General features: G+C 70.6%; 17 protein-coding genes and 1 riboswitch. Of the genes, 8 read left to right on the forward strand and 9 right to left on the reverse strand.

Annotated elements, in window-relative coordinates; genetic code table 11:
* Nucleotides 1-2 precede the first annotated feature (2 nt).
* Genes tilS through dacB form a run of 3 tightly spaced genes read right to left on the reverse strand, consistent with a single transcriptional unit; the run spans nucleotide 3 to nucleotide 3,462 of the window.
* Nucleotides 3-1,007, reverse strand: a complete 1,005-nt coding sequence (tilS, locus tag ACFO6S_RS08875; protein WP_378416059.1) for a tRNA lysidine(34) synthetase TilS — start codon at nucleotides 1,005-1,007, stop codon at nucleotides 3-5.
* Nucleotides 1,004-2,077: a zinc-dependent metalloprotease gene (locus ACFO6S_RS08880; RefSeq protein WP_378416061.1), complete on the reverse strand. Its 1,074-nt coding sequence runs from the start codon at nucleotides 2,075-2,077 to the stop codon at nucleotides 1,004-1,006. Before ACFO6S_RS08880 ends, tilS begins: the two co-directional genes overlap by 4 nt.
* Nucleotides 2,074-3,462, reverse strand: a complete 1,389-nt coding sequence (gene dacB, locus ACFO6S_RS08885; protein ID WP_378416063.1) for a D-alanyl-D-alanine carboxypeptidase/D-alanyl-D-alanine endopeptidase — start codon at nucleotides 3,460-3,462, stop codon at nucleotides 2,074-2,076. Before dacB ends, ACFO6S_RS08880 begins: the two co-directional genes overlap by 4 nt.
* A gap of 153 nt (nucleotides 3,463-3,615) precedes the next feature.
* Here dacB and ACFO6S_RS08890 point away from each other — a divergent pair, with 153 nt between their 5' ends.
* On the forward strand, nucleotides 3,616-4,107 hold the full coding sequence (locus ACFO6S_RS08890; protein ID WP_378416065.1) for an inorganic diphosphatase: 492 nt from the start codon (nucleotides 3,616-3,618) through the stop codon (nucleotides 4,105-4,107).
* Between the two features lie 195 nt (nucleotides 4,108-4,302).
* The gene (gene lexA, locus ACFO6S_RS08895) at nucleotides 4,303-4,941 is read left to right on the forward strand and encodes a transcriptional repressor LexA (RefSeq protein ID WP_378416129.1); all 639 of its coding nucleotides are present in this window, start codon (nucleotides 4,303-4,305) and stop codon (nucleotides 4,939-4,941) included.
* An 18-nt stretch (nucleotides 4,942-4,959) separates the two neighbouring features.
* On the opposite strand, the gene ACFO6S_RS08900 is transcribed toward lexA, so the two are convergent.
* From ACFO6S_RS08900 to ACFO6S_RS08910, 3 genes are all read right to left on the reverse strand, one after another.
* A complete protein-coding gene (locus ACFO6S_RS08900; protein WP_378416067.1) occupies nucleotides 4,960-6,711 on the reverse strand; it encodes an MDR family MFS transporter in 1,752 nt (583 codons plus the stop codon).
* Nucleotides 6,693-7,196, reverse strand: coding sequence for a MarR family winged helix-turn-helix transcriptional regulator (locus ACFO6S_RS08905; protein ID WP_378416070.1), 504 nt, complete (start codon nucleotides 7,194-7,196; stop codon nucleotides 6,693-6,695). Before ACFO6S_RS08905 ends, ACFO6S_RS08900 begins: the two co-directional genes overlap by 19 nt.
* Before the next feature lie 209 nt (nucleotides 7,197-7,405).
* Nucleotides 7,406-8,233, reverse strand: a complete 828-nt coding sequence (locus ACFO6S_RS08910; protein WP_378416072.1) for a crotonase/enoyl-CoA hydratase family protein — start codon at nucleotides 8,231-8,233, stop codon at nucleotides 7,406-7,408.
* Nucleotides 8,234-8,351: 118 nt separating this feature from the next.
* Between ACFO6S_RS08910 and ACFO6S_RS08915 the strand changes: the two genes are divergently transcribed.
* Complete coding sequence (locus ACFO6S_RS08915) at nucleotides 8,352-8,870, forward strand: 2-oxo-4-hydroxy-4-carboxy-5-ureidoimidazoline decarboxylase (RefSeq protein ID WP_378416074.1); 519 nt, start codon at nucleotides 8,352-8,354, stop codon at nucleotides 8,868-8,870.
* Nucleotides 8,871-8,922: 52 nt separating this feature from the next.
* On the opposite strand, the gene ACFO6S_RS08920 is transcribed toward ACFO6S_RS08915, so the two are convergent.
* On the reverse strand, nucleotides 8,923-9,492 hold the full coding sequence (locus ACFO6S_RS08920; protein ID WP_378416131.1) for a TetR/AcrR family transcriptional regulator: 570 nt from the start codon (nucleotides 9,490-9,492) through the stop codon (nucleotides 8,923-8,925).
* Between the two features lie 159 nt (nucleotides 9,493-9,651).
* Between ACFO6S_RS08920 and ACFO6S_RS08925 the strand changes: the two genes are divergently transcribed.
* The 3 genes from ACFO6S_RS08925 to ACFO6S_RS08935 are packed head-to-tail and all read left to right on the forward strand — an operon-like array spanning nucleotide 9,652 to nucleotide 11,792.
* A complete protein-coding gene (locus ACFO6S_RS08925; RefSeq protein ID WP_378416076.1) occupies nucleotides 9,652-10,752 on the forward strand; it encodes a hypothetical protein in 1,101 nt (366 codons plus the stop codon).
* Between the two features lie 56 nt (nucleotides 10,753-10,808).
* On the forward strand, nucleotides 10,809-11,282 hold the full coding sequence (locus ACFO6S_RS08930; protein ID WP_378416078.1) for a YbaK/EbsC family protein: 474 nt from the start codon (nucleotides 10,809-10,811) through the stop codon (nucleotides 11,280-11,282).
* 42 nt (nucleotides 11,283-11,324) lie between these two features.
* Nucleotides 11,325-11,792, forward strand: coding sequence for a flavin reductase family protein (locus ACFO6S_RS08935; RefSeq protein WP_378416133.1), 468 nt, complete (start codon nucleotides 11,325-11,327; stop codon nucleotides 11,790-11,792).
* Nucleotides 11,793-11,796: 4 nt separating this feature from the next.
* Here the strand turns inward: ACFO6S_RS08935 and ACFO6S_RS08940 are convergent, their stop codons facing one another.
* A complete protein-coding gene (locus tag ACFO6S_RS08940; RefSeq protein ID WP_378416080.1) occupies nucleotides 11,797-13,101 on the reverse strand; it encodes an aminotransferase class V-fold PLP-dependent enzyme in 1,305 nt (434 codons plus the stop codon).
* Nucleotides 13,102-13,203: 102 nt separating this feature from the next.
* Nucleotides 13,204-13,319, reverse strand: a riboswitch (SAM riboswitch).
* 179 nt (nucleotides 13,320-13,498) lie between these two features.
* On the opposite strand from ACFO6S_RS08940, the gene ACFO6S_RS08945 reads away from it, so the two are divergent.
* Nucleotides 13,499-14,728: a L,D-transpeptidase gene (locus tag ACFO6S_RS08945; RefSeq protein ID WP_378416082.1), complete on the forward strand. Its 1,230-nt coding sequence runs from the start codon at nucleotides 13,499-13,501 to the stop codon at nucleotides 14,726-14,728.
* Nucleotides 14,729-14,841: 113 nt separating this feature from the next.
* Nucleotides 14,842-15,495 carry an NAD(P)H-binding protein gene (locus tag ACFO6S_RS08950; protein ID WP_378416084.1) on the forward strand — a complete coding sequence of 218 codons (654 nt, stop codon included), beginning with the start codon at nucleotides 14,842-14,844 and terminating at the stop codon, nucleotides 15,493-15,495.
* 87 nt (nucleotides 15,496-15,582) lie between these two features.
* On the opposite strand, the gene ACFO6S_RS08955 is transcribed toward ACFO6S_RS08950, so the two are convergent.
* Complete coding sequence (locus tag ACFO6S_RS08955) at nucleotides 15,583-15,912, reverse strand: hypothetical protein (protein ID WP_378416086.1); 330 nt, start codon at nucleotides 15,910-15,912, stop codon at nucleotides 15,583-15,585.
* Between the last annotated feature and the right edge of the window lie 386 nt (nucleotides 15,913-16,298).

The raw sequence follows: 16,298 nt of genomic DNA on the forward strand, positions 1-16,298 counted from the left end.
CGCTAACCCCTTTGCTGTTCGCTTTGCGGGTCGCTGACGAGCCCGACCGACAGCCTGCCACGTCGCCGCGAGAGCACCAACCTCACGCCCGGCCTGCCGCCGCCGACGGCCACCCCACCCTGCCCGCGCCAGCGTCCCACCAGCTCGTCGGCCGCGCGCAGCTGACCGTCCGTCAGGGATCGCGCACCGCCGGCCAGCAGCCAGGACCGCAGTGCCCGACGCCGGACCGCGGGATGCGCACCGGCGAGGGCGGTGACCTCGAGCTCACTGGCCCCGCCATCGACCCGTTCGGCCTCCGCCAGCAGCTCCGACGCCAGCGCGTCGAGCACCTCGCCGTCCTCGCGGAGCTGGTCCGCGGTGCGCGCCAATGCCTGCGCGACCCCGCCGCCGAGGATCTGCTCGAGCAGCGGCAGCGCCTCGGTCCGCAGCCGCACCCGGGTGAACTCGGGGCTCGAGTTGTGCGGGTCCTGGTACGGCGGCAGCGCGAGTTCGGCGCAGGCCCGGGCGGTCACCGCGCGGCGCACCCGCAGCAGCGGCCGGCCCCACGGCGCGTCGTAGTCGCGCATGCCGGCCAGCGAGCGCGGCCCCGACCCCCGGGACAGCCCGAGCAGCACGGTCTCGGCCTGGTCGTCGAGGGTGTGCCCGAGCAGTACCGCCCGGCCCTCGCGGGCGCCGTCCAACGCCTCGTAGCGGGCCCGCCGGGCAGCGGCCTCCATCCCGCCGGAGCCGTGCACCCGGACCGCCAGCACCCGGGCCGACGCGCAGCCCAGCGCCAGGGCCCGCTCGGCGGCGCGAGCGGCGACCTCCGCTGATCCGTCCTGGAGTCGGTGGTCGACGACCAACGCGTGCACCGGCCCGGCCTCGGCGACCGCGGCCGCGGTCAGCGCCAGCGAGTCGGCGCCGCCGGACAACGCGACCGCGACGCCGCCGCCGCCGTGTTCGGCCGTCCAGCGCCGAACCGCGTGACGCAGCTCGAGCAGCGCCTGCCCCTCCGGGAGCTTGCTCAACCCAGCACCCTGGCGATCCACTTCTCGTGGTCCTCGATCTCGTCGACCCGGGGCAGGGCGTCCGGCCCGGTCCAGACGGCGTTGAACTCGGCCATCCCGACCCGTCCGACGACGGCGTCGACGAAGGCCTTGCCGCGCACGTACTGCGCCATCTTCGCGTCCATCCCGAGCAGCGCCCGCACCAACCGCTGCAACGAGTTGGCCTGCCGGTTGCGTCGCTGCTCGAAGGCGCTCCGGATCCGCGCCACGGACGGGACGACCGCAGGCCCGGCCGCGTCCATCACGTGGTCCGCATGCCCCTCGAGCAGGGTGCCCAGCATCAGCAGCCGGTCCAGGGCCGCCCGCTGCGGCTCCGACTGGGTGGCCCGCAACAGCCCGATGAGCCCGCGCTCCTCGGGCGCCTGCTCGGCGCCGGACCGCCGCTGACGCGCCACGGAGACGAGCCGGCCGACCAGGTCGGCGATCGGTTCGTCGCCGCCGGCGCCGACGGTGGCGACGTTCTCACGCATGTAGCCGGCGATCCACGGCGCAGCGGAGAACTGCACCCGGTGGGTGACCTCGTGCAGGCACACCCAGAGCCGGAAGTCGCTCCGCGGCACCCGCAGCGCGCGCTCGACCGCCACGACGTTCGGCGCGACCAGCAGCAGGGTGCCGTGTTCGCCGGTGAACGGGTCGTACTGGCCGAGGATCGCCGAGGAGAGGAAGGCCAGCATGGCGCCCGCCTGCAGCCCGGCCGGCCGGCCGCCGAGCAGGCCTGCGCCTGCCTGCGAATCCGGCCGGTCGGCGTCACCGGTCAGGTTGGCCATCGACTCCGCGGCGGCCCGGATCCAGCCGGCCCGGTCCACCACCCGGGCGGCAGGCACCGGCAGCCCGTCGGCGAGCCCGGTGACCTCCCGGACGGGACCCTCGGCACGCACCGACGCCTCGGCCAACTCCCCGACTACCGCCTCCGCGAACAGCCTGCTGGTGTTCGGGCCCGGCCGCGACAGTCTGACCCCGGTCCGCGCGGCGAGATCCCAGTCGACCGCGCCGGCGAGCCCGCCGGGCACGTCCGCGCGGTCCGTGGTCATCGGCAGCCGCAGGAACGCAGTGTCGAGGCGAGCGCGTCGAGGGCCGGTCGGCTGACCTCGGGCGGCCGGTCGTTGGACATCAGCGAGAAGGTCAGCACCCGGTTGTCGACGGTGGTGACGTAGCCGACCAGGGCGCTGGCGTTGGACAGCGTGCCGGTCTTGGCACGCACCCATCCGGCGCCGTTGCGGTCACCGGAGGCGTACCGGTCGGACAACGTGCCGGTGGCACCCGCGACGGGCAGGTAGTCCAGCAGCGGACGCAGTTTCGGCTGGTCGGAACCGGCCGCGACGGTCAGCACCTCGTCCAGCAACCGGGCCGGGATCCGGTCGTCCACGGACAGCCCGCTGGCGTCGTGCAGCGTCAACCCCCCGAGGTGGAAACCGGCGGCGCCGAGGGTCTGGGTGATCGCGGCGTCGGCCCCGGCGAAGGACGCCTCGGTGCCGACCTTCATCGCGATCTCGCGCGCGACGGCCTCCGCGAGCACGTTGTCGGAATGGCTCATCATCTGGTCGAGCCGGTTCCGCAGCGGCGCCGACTCCACCGACGCCAGCGGGGCGGCGCCCGATGGCGCGGTGCCGGTGGTCACGGTGGCCGGGTCGACGCCCAGCGCGGCCGCCAGCAGTCGGCCGGCGTCCAACGACGGGGTGGCGCTGCGCGGCGACTCGTCCTCGAGCGGGCGCAGGCGTCCGCCGTCGAGCATCACCGGCTCGATCGGGGCGATGTACCCGGCACCGACGTCGTCGGGGAACCAGCCCTGCGCCAGCGGCGGGCCGGCGTAGACGCCGTTGTCGACGACGACGCTCTGCACCGGGACACCGGCGCTGCGCACCTGGTCGATCAGGTCGTCCAGCCGTGGGGCGCCCGGGTAGAAGCCGGGCTGACCGGCGGGTTGCGCGGTGAGCGTCGGGTCGCCGCCGCCCACCAGCACGATCTGGCCGGGCGCCTCGCCGCGCACGACCCGGGTGGCGACGCGGTGCTGCGGGGGCAGCGCGAGCAGCGCCGCCGCCGCGGTGAGCACCTTGGCGGTCGACGCCGGAATCATCGGCGTGTCGGGGCCCTGGCTCCAGAGCACGGTGCCGGTGGCGGCGTCGGAGACGACACCGGTGAACGCACCGAGCGCGGGGTCGGCCAGCGCAGGCCCCAGCGCAGCCGCCACCCCGGCCGGGCTCGGCATCGGGGCGTCGGCGGGCACCGGTGCCACCTGGGGTGCGAGCTGCACCGGCGGGGGCGCCGCCACGGTCGTGGTGGTCGCCGCGTCCGCGGAAAAGCCCAGGTCCGGCTTGACCACCACGATCACGGCGGTGCCCGCGGCGACGGCGGCGACGAGCACCCCGATGAGCAGCATCCGGACCCGTTTGCGCCGTTGGGTGGCCAGGGATCCCATCTTGCGATCCTTCGCGCCTGCCTTCGCCAACACCCCTCCGATTGTGTCGTGGCCCGCCGGACGGCACCCACTGGTCATTCCGTTGTTCCAACAGTATCGCCGACCGGTTACCCTGACCCCGCACCATCCACCGAGACAAAGCGAGGAAGCGTCGTGGAGTTCGACGTCACGATCGAGATCCCCAAGGGTCAGCGCAACAAGTACGAGGTCGACCACGAGACCGGCCGCGTGAAGTTGGACCGCTACCTCTACACGTCGTTCGGCTACCCCGCCGACTACGGCTACATCGAGAACACTCTGGGCGAGGACGGCGATCCGCTGGACGCGATGGTGCTGCTGCCCGAGTCGGTCTACCCCGGCGTCATCGTCGAGGCCCGCCCCGTCGGCATGTTCAAGATGGTCGACGAGGCCGGCGGAGACGACAAGGTGCTGTGCGTGCCGGCAGGCGATCCGCGCTGGGACCACATCCAGGACCTCGCCGACGTCTCGCAGTTCGAGCTGGACGCGATCAAGCACTTCTTCGTCCACTACAAGGACCTCGAGCCGAACAAGCACGTCACCGGCGCCGACTGGGTCGGACTCGCGGAGGCCGAGAAGGTCATCGCGGAGTCCTTCGAGCGGCTCAAGGCCAACGGCGGCCACTGAGCTTCCGGCTCTGCCCTCATCTGAGGGTCGCACTCGAAAGTGTGGGGTCCCACCCGGTTTCCGGGCGGGACCCCACACTTTTCTCGTCGGGCCCGTCGCGGAACCGGCCGCTCACCCCACCGCGGTGCAGCGCGTTCGGCACGATCCCCGACCACCACTACCATTCGCCCGGTGACCGGATACGACGATCTCGACATGTTCGATGGCCTCGACACTTCGACGCTGCCGCCTCGCCAGCAGCAGATCCTGGCCACGATTCGGGACTGGGTGGTCGCACACGGGTACCCGCCGAGCACCCGGCAGCTCGGGGACGCGGTGGGACTGCGGTCATCCTCGTCGGTGTCCAAGCACCTGAAGAGCCTGGAGGACAAGGGCTTTCTGCGGCGAGGGGCCGCGATGACACGGCCGATAGACGTCCGGATGTTCCTCCGGGAATCCGGATCACACGAGTCGGCCCGGAACTCGGTGACCGTGCCCGTGGTCGGTGACATCGCCGCCGGCAGCCCGATCCTCGCCGAGGAGCACGCCGACGAGGTACTGGCGCTGCCGCGCGAGCTGGTCGGGTCCGGCACCGTGTTCGGCCTGCGGGTGCGCGGCGAGTCGATGGTCGACGCCGCGATCTGCGACGGCGACATCGTGGTGGTTCGGCAACAGCACGAGGCACATTCGGGTGAGATCGTCGCCGCGATGATCGACGGCGAGGCCACCGTGAAGGTGCTGCGGCGACGGGGTGGGCACGTCTACCTCGAACCGCGCAACGCGGCCTTCCAGGTCATCGACGGCGACCGGGCCGAGGTGCTGGGCAAGGTCGTCTCGGTGATGCGGCGGGTCTGAGTCCGGCGGCCCGCGTGTTCACCGCGGCCGGTCTCCAGCCCCCTCCGGATCCCCAGCCCCCTCCGGGCCGCCGACCTCCTCCGGGTTGGTACGCCCCGCCCTGGCGGCCGCGGAGGCCGCCAGCCCGCCGCCGACTCGCAACGGGACCTCCTTCCAGAACAGCACCAGCACCAGACCCACCAGCGCGACGCCGGTGACGGACAGGAACACCGTCGACATCGACTCCGCGAAGCCGACCTTGAAGGGCTGCGCCAGCACCGGGCTGAGCTGCTGGATGATCGAGCTGTCCTGGAGCACCGCACCCGCCGCCGACACGTCGCGGTTGACCAGACCCGTCGCGAAGGCGACGTCGGCCGGGTTGGAACTGTGCAGGCCCGCGACGACGGCCTGCTGGTAGGCCGGGTCCTGCAGCGCCGTCTGCAGCTGGTCGGTGATGTTGGGCGTCAGCTGCGCGAACAGGATGGACAGGAAGACCGCGACGCCGAGGGTGCCGCCGATCTGCCGGAAGAAGGTAGCCGCGGCGGTGGAGACTCCCATGTCCTGCGGCGGCAGCGCGTTCTGGATCGCCAGGGTCAGCGGCTGCATCAGGTTGCCGAGGCCGAACCCGGTGACGAACATGAACGCCATCACGACCGTCAGGGACGTGTCCGCCTCGACGTAGTGCAGGAGGAAGACCCCGAGCGCGAGCAGCGCCGCCCCGATCACCGGGAAGGCCCGGTAGCGCCCGGTCTTCGCGATCAACTGGCCGGAGATGATGGAGGCCGACATCATGCCGACCACCATCGGCAGCATCTGTATGCCCGCCATCGTCGGACTGGCGCCGCGGACCACCTGCAGGTACTGCGGAAGCAGCGAGATGCCGCCGAACATGGCCGCGCCCACCATGATCGAGATGACGACACCAAGCGCGAAGGTGGAGTTGCGGAACATCCGCAGCGGGATCAGCGCCGCAGCACGCATCCGTTTCTCGATCAGCACGAACCCGGCCACCCCGAGCGCGCCGACCACATAGCAGGCGACCGAAAGCGCACTGCCCCATCCCCATTCGCGGCCCTGCTCGGCCACCACCAACAGCGGGACGATGCCGACGGCAAGCACCACCGCGCCCCAGACGTCGATCCGCAGCCCGGGACGCCTGACCCCGGGCAGGTTCAGCACCTTGAACACCACCGCGAAGGCAACCATGCCGATCGGCACGTTCACCAGGAAAACCCAACGCCAGCCGTCGATTCCGAGAATCTCGTCCTGTCCGCTGAGCAACCCGCCCAGCACCGGACCGAGCACACTCGAGGTACCGAACACCGCGAGGAAGTAGCCCTGGTACTTGGCCCGCTCCCGGGGTCCGACGATGTCGCCGAGGATGGCCAGGGCCAGGGCCATCAGGCCGCCGGCGCCGAGGCCCTGGAAGGCCCGGAACGCCGCGAGCATGTACATCGACTGCGCGAGGGTGCACAGCAGCGAGCCGACCACGAAGATGACGATGGCTGCCAGGAAGAACGGCTTTCGCCCGTACATGTCGGACAACTTGCCGTAGAGCGGCGTGGAGAGGGTCGCGGTGACGAGGTAGGCCGTGGTGACCCAGGCCTGCAGTGCGTAGCCGTTGAGGTCGTCGGAGATGGTCCGGATGGCGGTCGAGACGATGGTCTGGTCCAGCGCGGCGAGGAACATGCCGAGCATCAGCCCGCTGAGGATCGTCAGGACCTGACGGTGGGTGAAGATGCCGGTGACGTCCGATTCACGGGCGGCACCGGTCACCGGCTGGGAGGCCATCCCGGGCTCGTCGCGGGCGCGTCGGCGGTGACCCAGGTCGGTCGCAGCCGCTCGTAGTCCGAGACGAACCGGTCCATCAACCGCGCGAAGTCCTGCAGGTCGTCGAGCGGCCAGTCGACCAGCAGTCGGCCCAGGCGTTCGTTTCGGCCGACCCGTATCCGTTCGGCGGCCGCCCGGCCGGCCTCGGTAACGGCCAGCACGCTGGCACGACCGTCCGTCGGGTCGGGTTGCCGCTCGACGTGGCCGCGCTCGACCAGTTGTCCCACCTGTCGACTGACTGTCGACGGATCGCTGTACATCACCTCGGCCAGGGCGCCGGACCGCATCGGCCCGTCCCGGAGCAGCCGGAAGAGGCAGGCGTAGGCCGCCGGGTCGATACCGTCGGTCGCCTTGGCGTGCGCGATCGTCCGCTCGCGCACCCGCTGCAGTCGAACCAGGTAGTTGCCGATCTGGTCGGTGAGGGGGTCGAGCTCGTCCGGCGTCATCGGGAACCTTCTTGCTTGCGTCAATCAATCATTGTGGCCGGCCGCCAGTATGTGCCCGCCGGAAGTGGGGGTGCAAGCCGGACGGCGCCGTGACCGGTCTCGCCGTGACCGCTGCCGGCGGCGCGTCGGGCGCCGCCGGCGGATCACGAGTGCCCTACCCGCACTTCACATCCCCGACCGTGGCTGCGGGAGAGGAGATGCGGGGCGGGTCATCGCCCCTTGAACTCGGGTGCGCGCTTGGCGAACACCGCGCCCATCGCCTCGCCGATGTCCTCGGACGGCAGGAAGGCCGCGTTCCACACCGCGACGTACCGCAGGCTGTCGTCGACGGCGGCGCTGCGGCCGTGGTCGAGGACGTCCTTGATGCCGTGCACCACCAGCGGCGGGTTCGCGGCGATCTCGGCCGCGGTGGCGTGGGCCGCGGCCAGGACTGCATCGGCGTCGGCGAACACGTCGTTGACCAGTCCGATCTTCTCGGCCCGGGCCGCGTCGATGTCCTTGCCGGTGAGGGCGAGCTCGCGCAGGTGCCCGTCGCCGATGATCGCGGGCAGCCGGGCGAGGGTGCCCATGTCGGCGACGATCGCGACCTTGACCTCGCGGATGCTGAACTTGGCGTCGGCGCTCGCGTAGCGGATGTCGGCGGCCGTGACGAGGTCGAGGGCGCCGCCGATGCACCAGCCCTGAATGGCCGCGACGACCGGCTTGCGGCAGTCGGCGACGGCGTTGATCGACCGCTGCATCGACTTGATGTCCTCGTGGAAGGCGGTCCGCGGCGCGGCCTGCGCCTTGTCGCCGAGGACCGGCGCCATCATCGGGGCCATCGCCGCGAGGTCGAGACCGAAGGAGAAGTGCTTGCCAGATCCGGCGAGCACCACCGCACGTACCTCGGGGTCGGCGTCCAGCTCGGCGAAGATCAGCGGCAGCTCACGCCAGAAGTCGGGCCCCTGCGCGTTGCCCTTTCCGGGGCCGATCAACGTCACCTGCGCGACGTGGTCCTTGTGCTCGACGGAGAAGGCATTCCAGGTCTGTTCGGTCATTACTCGACAGTAACAACACCGATCGCCCATGTTAAGACCACGAAAACTCCCCCGAAGTGCTTCCAAAACGGCCGCGAGTTCGCGAGCATGGGATTGGCGTACACCTCGGAGGCACAACATGCTGATGCATCAGGGACTCGGCCTCGACCGGTTCAACGCACTCCCCCGCGCCCGGGCCGTGCACGCGCTCTTCGAGTGCTGTTGCTCGGTGGCGTGGGCCGGGCATCTCGCGGACGGCCGCCCGTACCGCGCCCACGCCGACCTGCTCACCCGCGCCGACACCGAACTGTTCGCGCTCTCCGACGCCGACATCGAACACGCCCTCGACTGCCACCTCGGCGTGGCGCGTCGCGTCGACACCGCCGCCTCGCGCCTCGAGCAGTGCGCGGTGTGGGCGCCCGACGAGGCGACGATGGCGGCGGTGGTCGAGGCCAGCACCCGGTACGAGACCCGGTTCGGCTACCCCTACCTGTGGTGCGCCGCAGGCCGTGACGCCGCCGACCTGCTCGCGGACCTGACCGGACGGCTGGACAACTCCCCCGAGGCCGAACGCAAGACCATGGCGGGGGAACTGGCGAAGATCAACCGGATCCGGCTCGAACGGATGCTGGGCCCCGAGGACGGATACGGGTACTGACCTGCAGTAACGAGCACCGACGGACCCCTGCCGTCACTGACCGAGCGGCGGGTCAGCGGCGACGCAGGGCGTTCGCGAACAACCCGGAGACCGCGGCCTGGACCGCCGCGCGGTCCACCTGCTCCGGGTCGACGGCGTGCTCGAGCATCAGCCCGGAGATCAAGGCCATCAGCGTGATCGCGATGTTGCGGGCGTCGACCTGCTCGGACACCCCCCACTCGGCCGCGCGCTCGGCGATCAGTTCCTCGATCTGACCCCGCAGTCGACGCCGTTCGTGCAGGTAGGCCTCCGCGAGCTGGGGTTCACGGCCGGCCTGGACGCCGAACTCGAGCACCAACAGCGCCCAGCCCGGATCGCCGACCAGCCAGGAACTGATGGTCTCGCCGCCCCGGCCCGCGGCATCGGTGGCGCTGAGCCCGGCGATCTCGGCGAGCACCCGACCCGCCAGCTCGAGGGAACGCTCGGCGAACAGCTCGGCGAACAGGTCCTGCTTGGACTCGAAGTTGGAGTAGACGGCGCCCTTGGTGAAGCCCGCCCGGCGGGCGATCTCGGTCAGCCGGGCGGCGACGAAGCCGCGCTCGGCGAACTCCTCCGCGGCCGCGTCGAGCAGCCGGCGGCGCACCACGTCCCGGCCCGGCCGCGCCTGCGGGAAGCCCCCGGCCGCCGACTGCGAAACCTCGGGTGACGCAGCTCTCGCTTGACTCGCCTCATTCACGATACCTACGGTATTCAATACCGAGAGTATCGGCAAGCAGCATGCGACAGCGAGGACGCAGCACCCATGACGAACACCGACACCCTGGACTCCGACGCTCGGCCCGACGCGGACAACGGCGCGCAGCCGCACCGGTCCACCAGCCCGACCGACCGCTACAGCACCCGCCAGATCATGGTCGCGCTGGTCGCCGGCATCCTGCTGCTGCAGCTGGGGTTCATCACCAGCTACGTCGCGGCCTTCCACCAGCCGACCCCGCACGACATCCCGATCGCCGTGGTCGCGGAGGCCGGGCTGCCGGCCGGGATCGACCAGCAGGTCGCCGACCGGCTCAACGCGATCGACTCCCGGCCCGTCGAGGCGCGGGTCGCCGCGAACACCTTCGAGGCACGCAACCTGATCGACAGCCGCGAGATCATGGGTGCGTACGTGGTCAGCGCCTCCGGCACCGACACCCTGATCACGGCGAGCGCCGCGGGGAGCTCCGCCGCCACCGCGCTCGAGGCGATCTTCACCGAGGCCGACGCCGCGGAGCACCGCACCTTCGTGGTCCGCGACGAGGTGCCGGTCGGCGTTCACGACAACCGCGGCCTGTCCGGCTTCTACCTGGCCATCGGTTGGGTGGTCGGCGGCTACCTGCTCGCGGCGGCGATCGGGCTGCTCATCGGCGCCCCCCGGACCCGTCGCGAGGCCTGGACACACACCGCGGTGATGGCCGGGTACGCACTGGTCTCCGGGTTCCTCGGCGCACTCGTCACCACCAACCTGCTGGGCACCTTCACCGGCCACCTGCTGCCGCTGTCCCTGCTCGGGGCGGGTGTCGTGTTCGCCACCGGAATGTTCACGATGGGGTTGCGCGCGGTCGTCGGCATCCTGGCGGTGCCGCTGGCCATCCTGATCTTCGTGGTGCTCGGGAATCCCAGCGCGGGCGGCGCGTTCGGCTCCAACGTGCTGCCGGGCTTCTACGCGGCGATCGGGCGCTGGATCACCCCGGGAGCCGGCACCGAGGGCGTGCGCAGCATCGTCTACTTCGGCGGCACCGGGATCGGGCAGCCCTCGCTGACCCTGGTCGGCTACGCGGTGGCCGGCACCGCCGCGCTGATCGGCATGACCACCTGGCGGGTCCGCCGGTCGCGGGGGCTCGACGCCGCGGCTGGCCGGTCCTGACACGCCACGCGCCGAACATCGGATGTGACGGCCGGGAATTCGCCCTACTCTGAGGCATGGCCAGGTTATTGCACCCGAATGCGGCCCACGTGGCGAAGACCCTCATCGCGCGCGGCCACCACGGCGTGATCGTCACCCAGGACGAGCCGACCCACACCGCGCAGGACGCGGCGACCGCGCTCGGCGTCCAGGTCGGTGCGATCGCGAAGTCACTGGTGTTCCTGCTCGACGACGACCCGGTTCTGCTGATCGTCGCGGGCGACCACCTGGTGGACGTCGAACGCACCGGCAAACTGCTCGAGGGCACGCTGACCCGGGCGCCGGTCAACCTGGTGCGGCAGATGACGGGTCAGCCCGTCGGCGGCGTCGCGCCGGTCGGTCACCCGACCAACCTGCCCACCTACGTCGACAACGCGCTGAACCGGTACGCCGAACTGTGGGTCGCGGCCGGCACCCCCGACACGGTGTTCCGGACGACGTTTCCCGAGCTGGTGCGGATCACCGCGGGCCTGACGATCGACATGGAGTGAGCGGTGACTGACGGCATCACCGGCGAGCAGTACCGGGCCGCGATGCGCCGACACCCGGCCGGCGTCGTCATCGTCACCCTGGACGCGGACACCGGACCGGTGGGGTTCACCGCCACCTCGTTCGCGTCGCTCTCGCTCGACCCGCCGCTGGTCTCGTTCAACATCGCGGAGGCGTCGTCGAGCATGGCCGCTCTTCGCGGCGCCCGGTCACTGGTGATCCACCTGCTCGGCGAACACCAGCGTCACCTCGCCCAGCGGTTCTCGCGCAGCGCCGATCAGCGTTTCAGCGACGAGTCGCTGTGGCGGCGACTCGAATCCGGCGAACCGGTGCTGCACGGCACGCCGATCTGGTTGCGCACCACCGTCCACCAGCTGATCCCGGCCGGTGACCACACCCTGGTCATCGGGCAGGTCACCCGGGTGCACGACGAGGACGACGCGGAGGCCGCCGCGTCGCCGCTGCTCTACCACGACGGCCGCTACCACCGGGCCAGGCCGATGGAGGAGTAGGCGATTAGGGCGCGAGTGCCGCTGTGGCGCAGCAGGAGTCCGTGGTGCGTGCGGCGACGAACTCGCGCACCGCGGCCACCACCCGGTCCACGTCCGACGCCCGACTGCCCAGTCCGAGGCTGGCGCGGACCGCGCCCTCCGGACGCCCGAGCCGGGCCAGCAGCGGGTGCGCGCAGAACCGGCCGTCCCGCACCCCGATGCCGTGGATGTCAGCCAGGTAGGACGCCACCTCACGCGGCGCGCAGCCGTCGACGGTGAAGGTGACGATGCCGACGGAATCCGGTGCGTCGGACCAGATTCGGAGCAACTCGACGCCGTCGATCGCCGACAGGCCGTCGACCAGGCGCTCGCACAGCGCCCGCTCGTGAGCCTGCGCCCGCTCCGCGTCCAGGCCTGCCAGCGCCTCGCAGGCCGCCGCGAGGGCCGCCACACCGAGCACGTTGGGAGTGCCGCCCTCGTGGCGCTGCGGCGCCTCGGCCCACACCACGTTGTCCGTGGTGACGTCGCGGGTGGCGCCGCCGCCGGCCAGGTACGGCTGCGCGGCGTCGAGCCAGTCCGCCCGTCCGACCAGGACGCCTGCACCGAAGGGCGCGTACAGCTTGTGTCCGGAAAAGACCAGGTAGTCGACCCCGGCCGCCGCCAGGTCCACGCGGCGGTGCGGCAGCAACTGCGCGCCGTCGACGAGGATCCGGGCACCGCACTCGTGCGCGACCTCGGCCAGTCGCGCGATCGGCAGCACCTCGCCGGTGACGTTGGAGGCACCGGTCACCGCGAGCAGTGCGGCAGGCCGCGCGCACAGTTCGGCGACGATGCGCCGGATCGTCTCCTCGACGGTGTCCGCGGCCTCGACCACACGGGCACCGTTTCGCTTCCACGGCAACAGGTTTGCGTGGTGCTCGATGTCGAGGATGACGGTCTCGCCCGGTACGCAGCCGGCCAGCAGGTTCAGCGAGTCGGTGGTGTTGCGGGTGAACACCACGACGTCGTCGGCGCGGGCACCGACGAAGTCGGCGATCACGTCGCGGGCACCCTCGTAGCTCGCGGTGCACACCTGCGAGGCGTAGCCGGCGCCACGGTGCACGCTGGCGTAGTAGGGCAGCAGGTCCTGAACCCGCGCGGTGACCTGGGCCAGGGCTGGGGCGCTGGCGGCGTAGTCGAGATTTGCGTAGGTGCAGGTGCTGCCGTCGGCAAGCGGGACGGTCAGACCGGCGCCGGAGACGTCGGCAAACGGCGCCTGGAGTTCCGCATCGGTGAGGACGACACCGGCGGTGCGGGTGGCGGCACAGGTGGGCTCGAGTACGGCAGTCATGGCAGATTCCCTTGCATTCAGGGACCCGGGCACAGCAATGACGACCTGACGGTCCCGGCCGAACGAGCCGGCGGTACCGAAATGTCGCGGATTGATGCTTCGAGTCCGCGCTTGCCGTGTCCGGTGTTGGACTACGGCCAGGTCGTCACCCGGGGCACCCCACCGCGGTGGAGGGTTGCCGGCCAGCAAGCCGGGGCTATCTGCTGGCACTCATGACCTGTGCAAAGAATTGCAGCCCGCCCGCTCAGTTGTCAACCACCTACCCACTGTGGGCGTCGTCACGCCCGCGACGGAAACGCACCAGTCGGTGCGCGCCGATATCGTGGTGGGTGCCTTGCCGGGCGCCGGCACCCCGCCGGACGGTCCTGGTGATCGCCACATCCGCACAGGAGGAATCTTGCTCACGCAGTCACTGCGGCGGTCGGTCGGCGCAGCGTGCCTCGTCCTCGCCACGACGCTCGCCGCCGGATGTACGAGCTCGTCAGGCCAGGACGGCGGGACCGACTCCTCGACCGACACCGTCAGCGCCGCAGTCGTCACCGTCACCCCCGCCGAGTCGGCCGCCCCGATCAGCCCGCAGAGCCCGGTCCGCGTCGACGTCGCCAAGGGCACGCTCACCTCGGTGACCTTGACCAATCCCGACGGCAAGGTCATCCCCGGCATCATCACCCCGGACCAGACGTCGTGGAAGCCCGGCGAGCCGCTCGGCTACGGCAAGACCTACACCCTCGCCGTCGCCGCGGTCGACAACATCGGCCGGGAGACCACGGCGAACAGCACCGTCACCACCCTCGATCCCGGCAACCAGACCAGGGCCTACCTGCGCACCACCGGCGGCGCCGAGATCAGCGACGGCGGTACCTACGGCGTCGGCATCGTCGCGGCGGTGCACTTCGACGAGCCGATCGGCGACCGCGTTGCCGCCGAGAAGTCGCTGACCGTCACCACCACTCCCAAGGTGCAGGGCTCCTGGTACTGGCTCGACGACCAGAATGTGCACTGGCGGCCGCGGGAGTACTACCAGCCGGGCACCGAGGTGACCGTGAGCGCGAATATCTATGGCGCGCAGCTGGGTAACGGCCTCTACGGCCAGCAGGACGACGAGGTCTCGTTCCGGATCGGTGACTCACACGTCTCGATTTCCGACGACAACACCAAGATGGTCACGGTCTACGAGAACGGCCGGGCGATCCGCGAGATGCCCACCTCCATGGGCCGTGGCGGCACCGAGACGATCGGCAACACCACGCTGCACTTCTGGACGCAGCCCGGGACCTACACGGTGCTCGACAAGGCCAACCCGGTGATCATGGACTCCTCGACGTACGGGCTGCCGATCAACTCGCGGCTCGGCTACAAGGAGACCATCAACTGGGCCACCCGGATCAGCAACGACGGCATCTACCTGCACGAGCTGGAGAGCAGTGTCTGGGCGCAGGGCAACACCAACACCTCGCACGGCTGCCTGAACCTGAATCCGTCGAATGCGCGGTGGTTCTACGAATTCTCGCAGCCCGGCGACGTGGTCGAGATCCGCAACACCGGCGGCGAGCCGCTCGACGTGTGGCAGAACGGCGACTGGGGAGTGCCGTGGGACCAGTGGCTCGCGGGCAGCGCGTTGAGCTGATCCCGGCGCCGCGATTCCGCGTCGGTCCGGACGCGGCGGCGTCAACCGTGTTGCACTGGAAGCGAACCCCGGACACCTGCCGGACCGCCGGCAGCGACGACTAAGGACGCGACATGGCACGTATCGTGATCATCGGCGGGCACGGGAAGATCGCCCTGCACCTGGCACGGATCCTCACCGACCGAGGCGACGAGGTGACCGCGGCGATCCGCAACCCCGCACACGTCGGCGACGTCGAGGCCGCCGGTGCGCGGCCGGTCGTAGCCGACGTGGAGCACCTCGACACGGAGGCCATCGCCGAGGTCGTCAGGGGCCACGACGCCGTCGTGTGGTCGGCCGGGGCGGGCGGCGGCAATCCGGATCGGACCTACGCCGTCGACCGGGACGCCGCGATCCGCTCGATGGACGCCGCCGCCCGGGCGGGCGTCGACCGATACGTGATGGTCTCGTACCTCGGCGCGCGGGCGGATCACGGTGTCCCGTCGGATAACTCGTTCTTCGCCTACGCGGAGGCCAAGGCGGCCGCCGACGACTACCTGCGCGGCACGGACCTGTCGTGGACCATCCTCGGCCCCAGCGCCCTGACGATCGACGCGGCCACCGGACGGATCGAGACGGGACCGGACCTCACCGCGCGCAGCGTGACCCGCGAGGACGTCGCACTGGTGGCCGCCGCAGTGCTGCTGCGGCCGCGCACCGCGGGCAGGTTCATCGGGTTCAACAACGGCGACACCCCGATCGACGAGGCGCTGGACGCATTGCGCTGACGCACCTTCGGCGCCCGTGCGCTCCGGTCGCCATCATCGCCGTCAACGGCTGGCAACCGATGCACCCGGAACGCGGGAAGGATCCGGCTATCTCTTCCCAGCGAGTTGCGCCGCGATCATCGACTCGACCGCGTCGGGGTCCATGGGCGTGAACGCCGGCGTCACCCGGCCCGGAGTCTCCAATACGATGGCGGTCGACTTCGATGGCCGCCTAATGTCGAAGCTGTACCAGTGGCTGAAATCAGTTGTCCCCCAAATCCTCCAGCGACCTCCGATGTTGGAAAGCTCACCGCTGTGCACGGATTCGATTCGTTCATAGGGCAGGAATCTGCTCACGAACGGAAGGTAGTAGTGCCGAATCGTCACCCCGTTGGCATCGATACGAACGGTGCCATCTTCGTAAAGTGTCCCACCCATAGTTCAAACCCTAGCTGCGCGAATCCTTGCCCAAGTGTCCTCACCCATCCGCGGACCGGGCGCGCGGACGAAGGCCTGGAACCGGAGCCGGCACTGCAAGCCACCAGTGCCCGCCAGCCCGTTCGTGATTTGCGGTTCACGAGTCTTGTCGTCACCCAGCAAGCAACCCGGCATTGCATGGCCACTCGAATCCGGCTGCCCCGACGGAGGCCAACCTACTCGCCACCAAGGACGTTCACCAGGCAAAACATCATTGTTATCGAATGAATGTGCGAGTATTGTTTGACGTATGGAACTCGTCGCCATGCTCACCGACCCCGCCCGGGTCGAGGCATGGCGACTCGACGAAACCGAACTCGCGAGCACCGTCCCGGAACTGTCATCGA

This window comes from Rhodococcus kronopolitis, from assembly GCF_042654025.1.
Taxonomy (GTDB): Bacteria; Actinomycetota; Actinomycetes; order Mycobacteriales; family Mycobacteriaceae; genus Rhodococcus_G; species Rhodococcus_G kronopolitis.

Excerpts from the sequence above, each read along its gene's own strand:
- ACFO6S_RS08900 (WP_378416067.1), bottom strand. The coding sequence starts at position 6,711 with ATGGCCTCCCAGCCGGTGACCGGTGCCGCCCGTGAATCGGACGTCACC.
- ACFO6S_RS08925 (WP_378416076.1), top strand. The coding sequence starts at position 9,652 with ATGACGAACACCGACACCCTGGACTCCGACGCTCGGCCCGACGCGGAC.
- ACFO6S_RS08915 (WP_378416074.1), top strand. The coding sequence starts at position 8,352 with ATGCTGATGCATCAGGGACTCGGCCTCGACCGGTTCAACGCACTCCCC.
- ACFO6S_RS08940 (WP_378416080.1), bottom strand. The coding sequence starts at position 13,101 with ATGACTGCCGTACTCGAGCCCACCTGTGCCGCCACCCGCACCGCCGGT.
- ACFO6S_RS08880 (WP_378416061.1), bottom strand. The coding sequence starts at position 2,077 with ATGACCACGGACCGCGCGGACGTGCCCGGCGGGCTCGCCGGCGCGGTC.
- ACFO6S_RS08935 (WP_378416133.1), top strand. The coding sequence starts at position 11,325 with ATGCGCCGACACCCGGCCGGCGTCGTCATCGTCACCCTGGACGCGGAC.
- ACFO6S_RS08910 (WP_378416072.1), bottom strand. The coding sequence starts at position 8,233 with ATGACCGAACAGACCTGGAATGCCTTCTCCGTCGAGCACAAGGACCAC.
- ACFO6S_RS08930 (WP_378416078.1), top strand. The coding sequence starts at position 10,809 with ATGGCCAGGTTATTGCACCCGAATGCGGCCCACGTGGCGAAGACCCTC.
- lexA (WP_378416129.1), top strand. The coding sequence starts at position 4,303 with ATGTTCGATGGCCTCGACACTTCGACGCTGCCGCCTCGCCAGCAGCAG.
- ACFO6S_RS08950 (WP_378416084.1), top strand. The coding sequence starts at position 14,842 with ATGGCACGTATCGTGATCATCGGCGGGCACGGGAAGATCGCCCTGCAC.
- ACFO6S_RS08955 (WP_378416086.1), bottom strand. The coding sequence starts at position 15,912 with ATGGGTGGGACACTTTACGAAGATGGCACCGTTCGTATCGATGCCAAC.
- dacB (WP_378416063.1), bottom strand. The coding sequence starts at position 3,462 with ATGGGATCCCTGGCCACCCAACGGCGCAAACGGGTCCGGATGCTGCTC.
- ACFO6S_RS08905 (WP_378416070.1), bottom strand. The coding sequence starts at position 7,196 with ATGACGCCGGACGAGCTCGACCCCCTCACCGACCAGATCGGCAACTAC.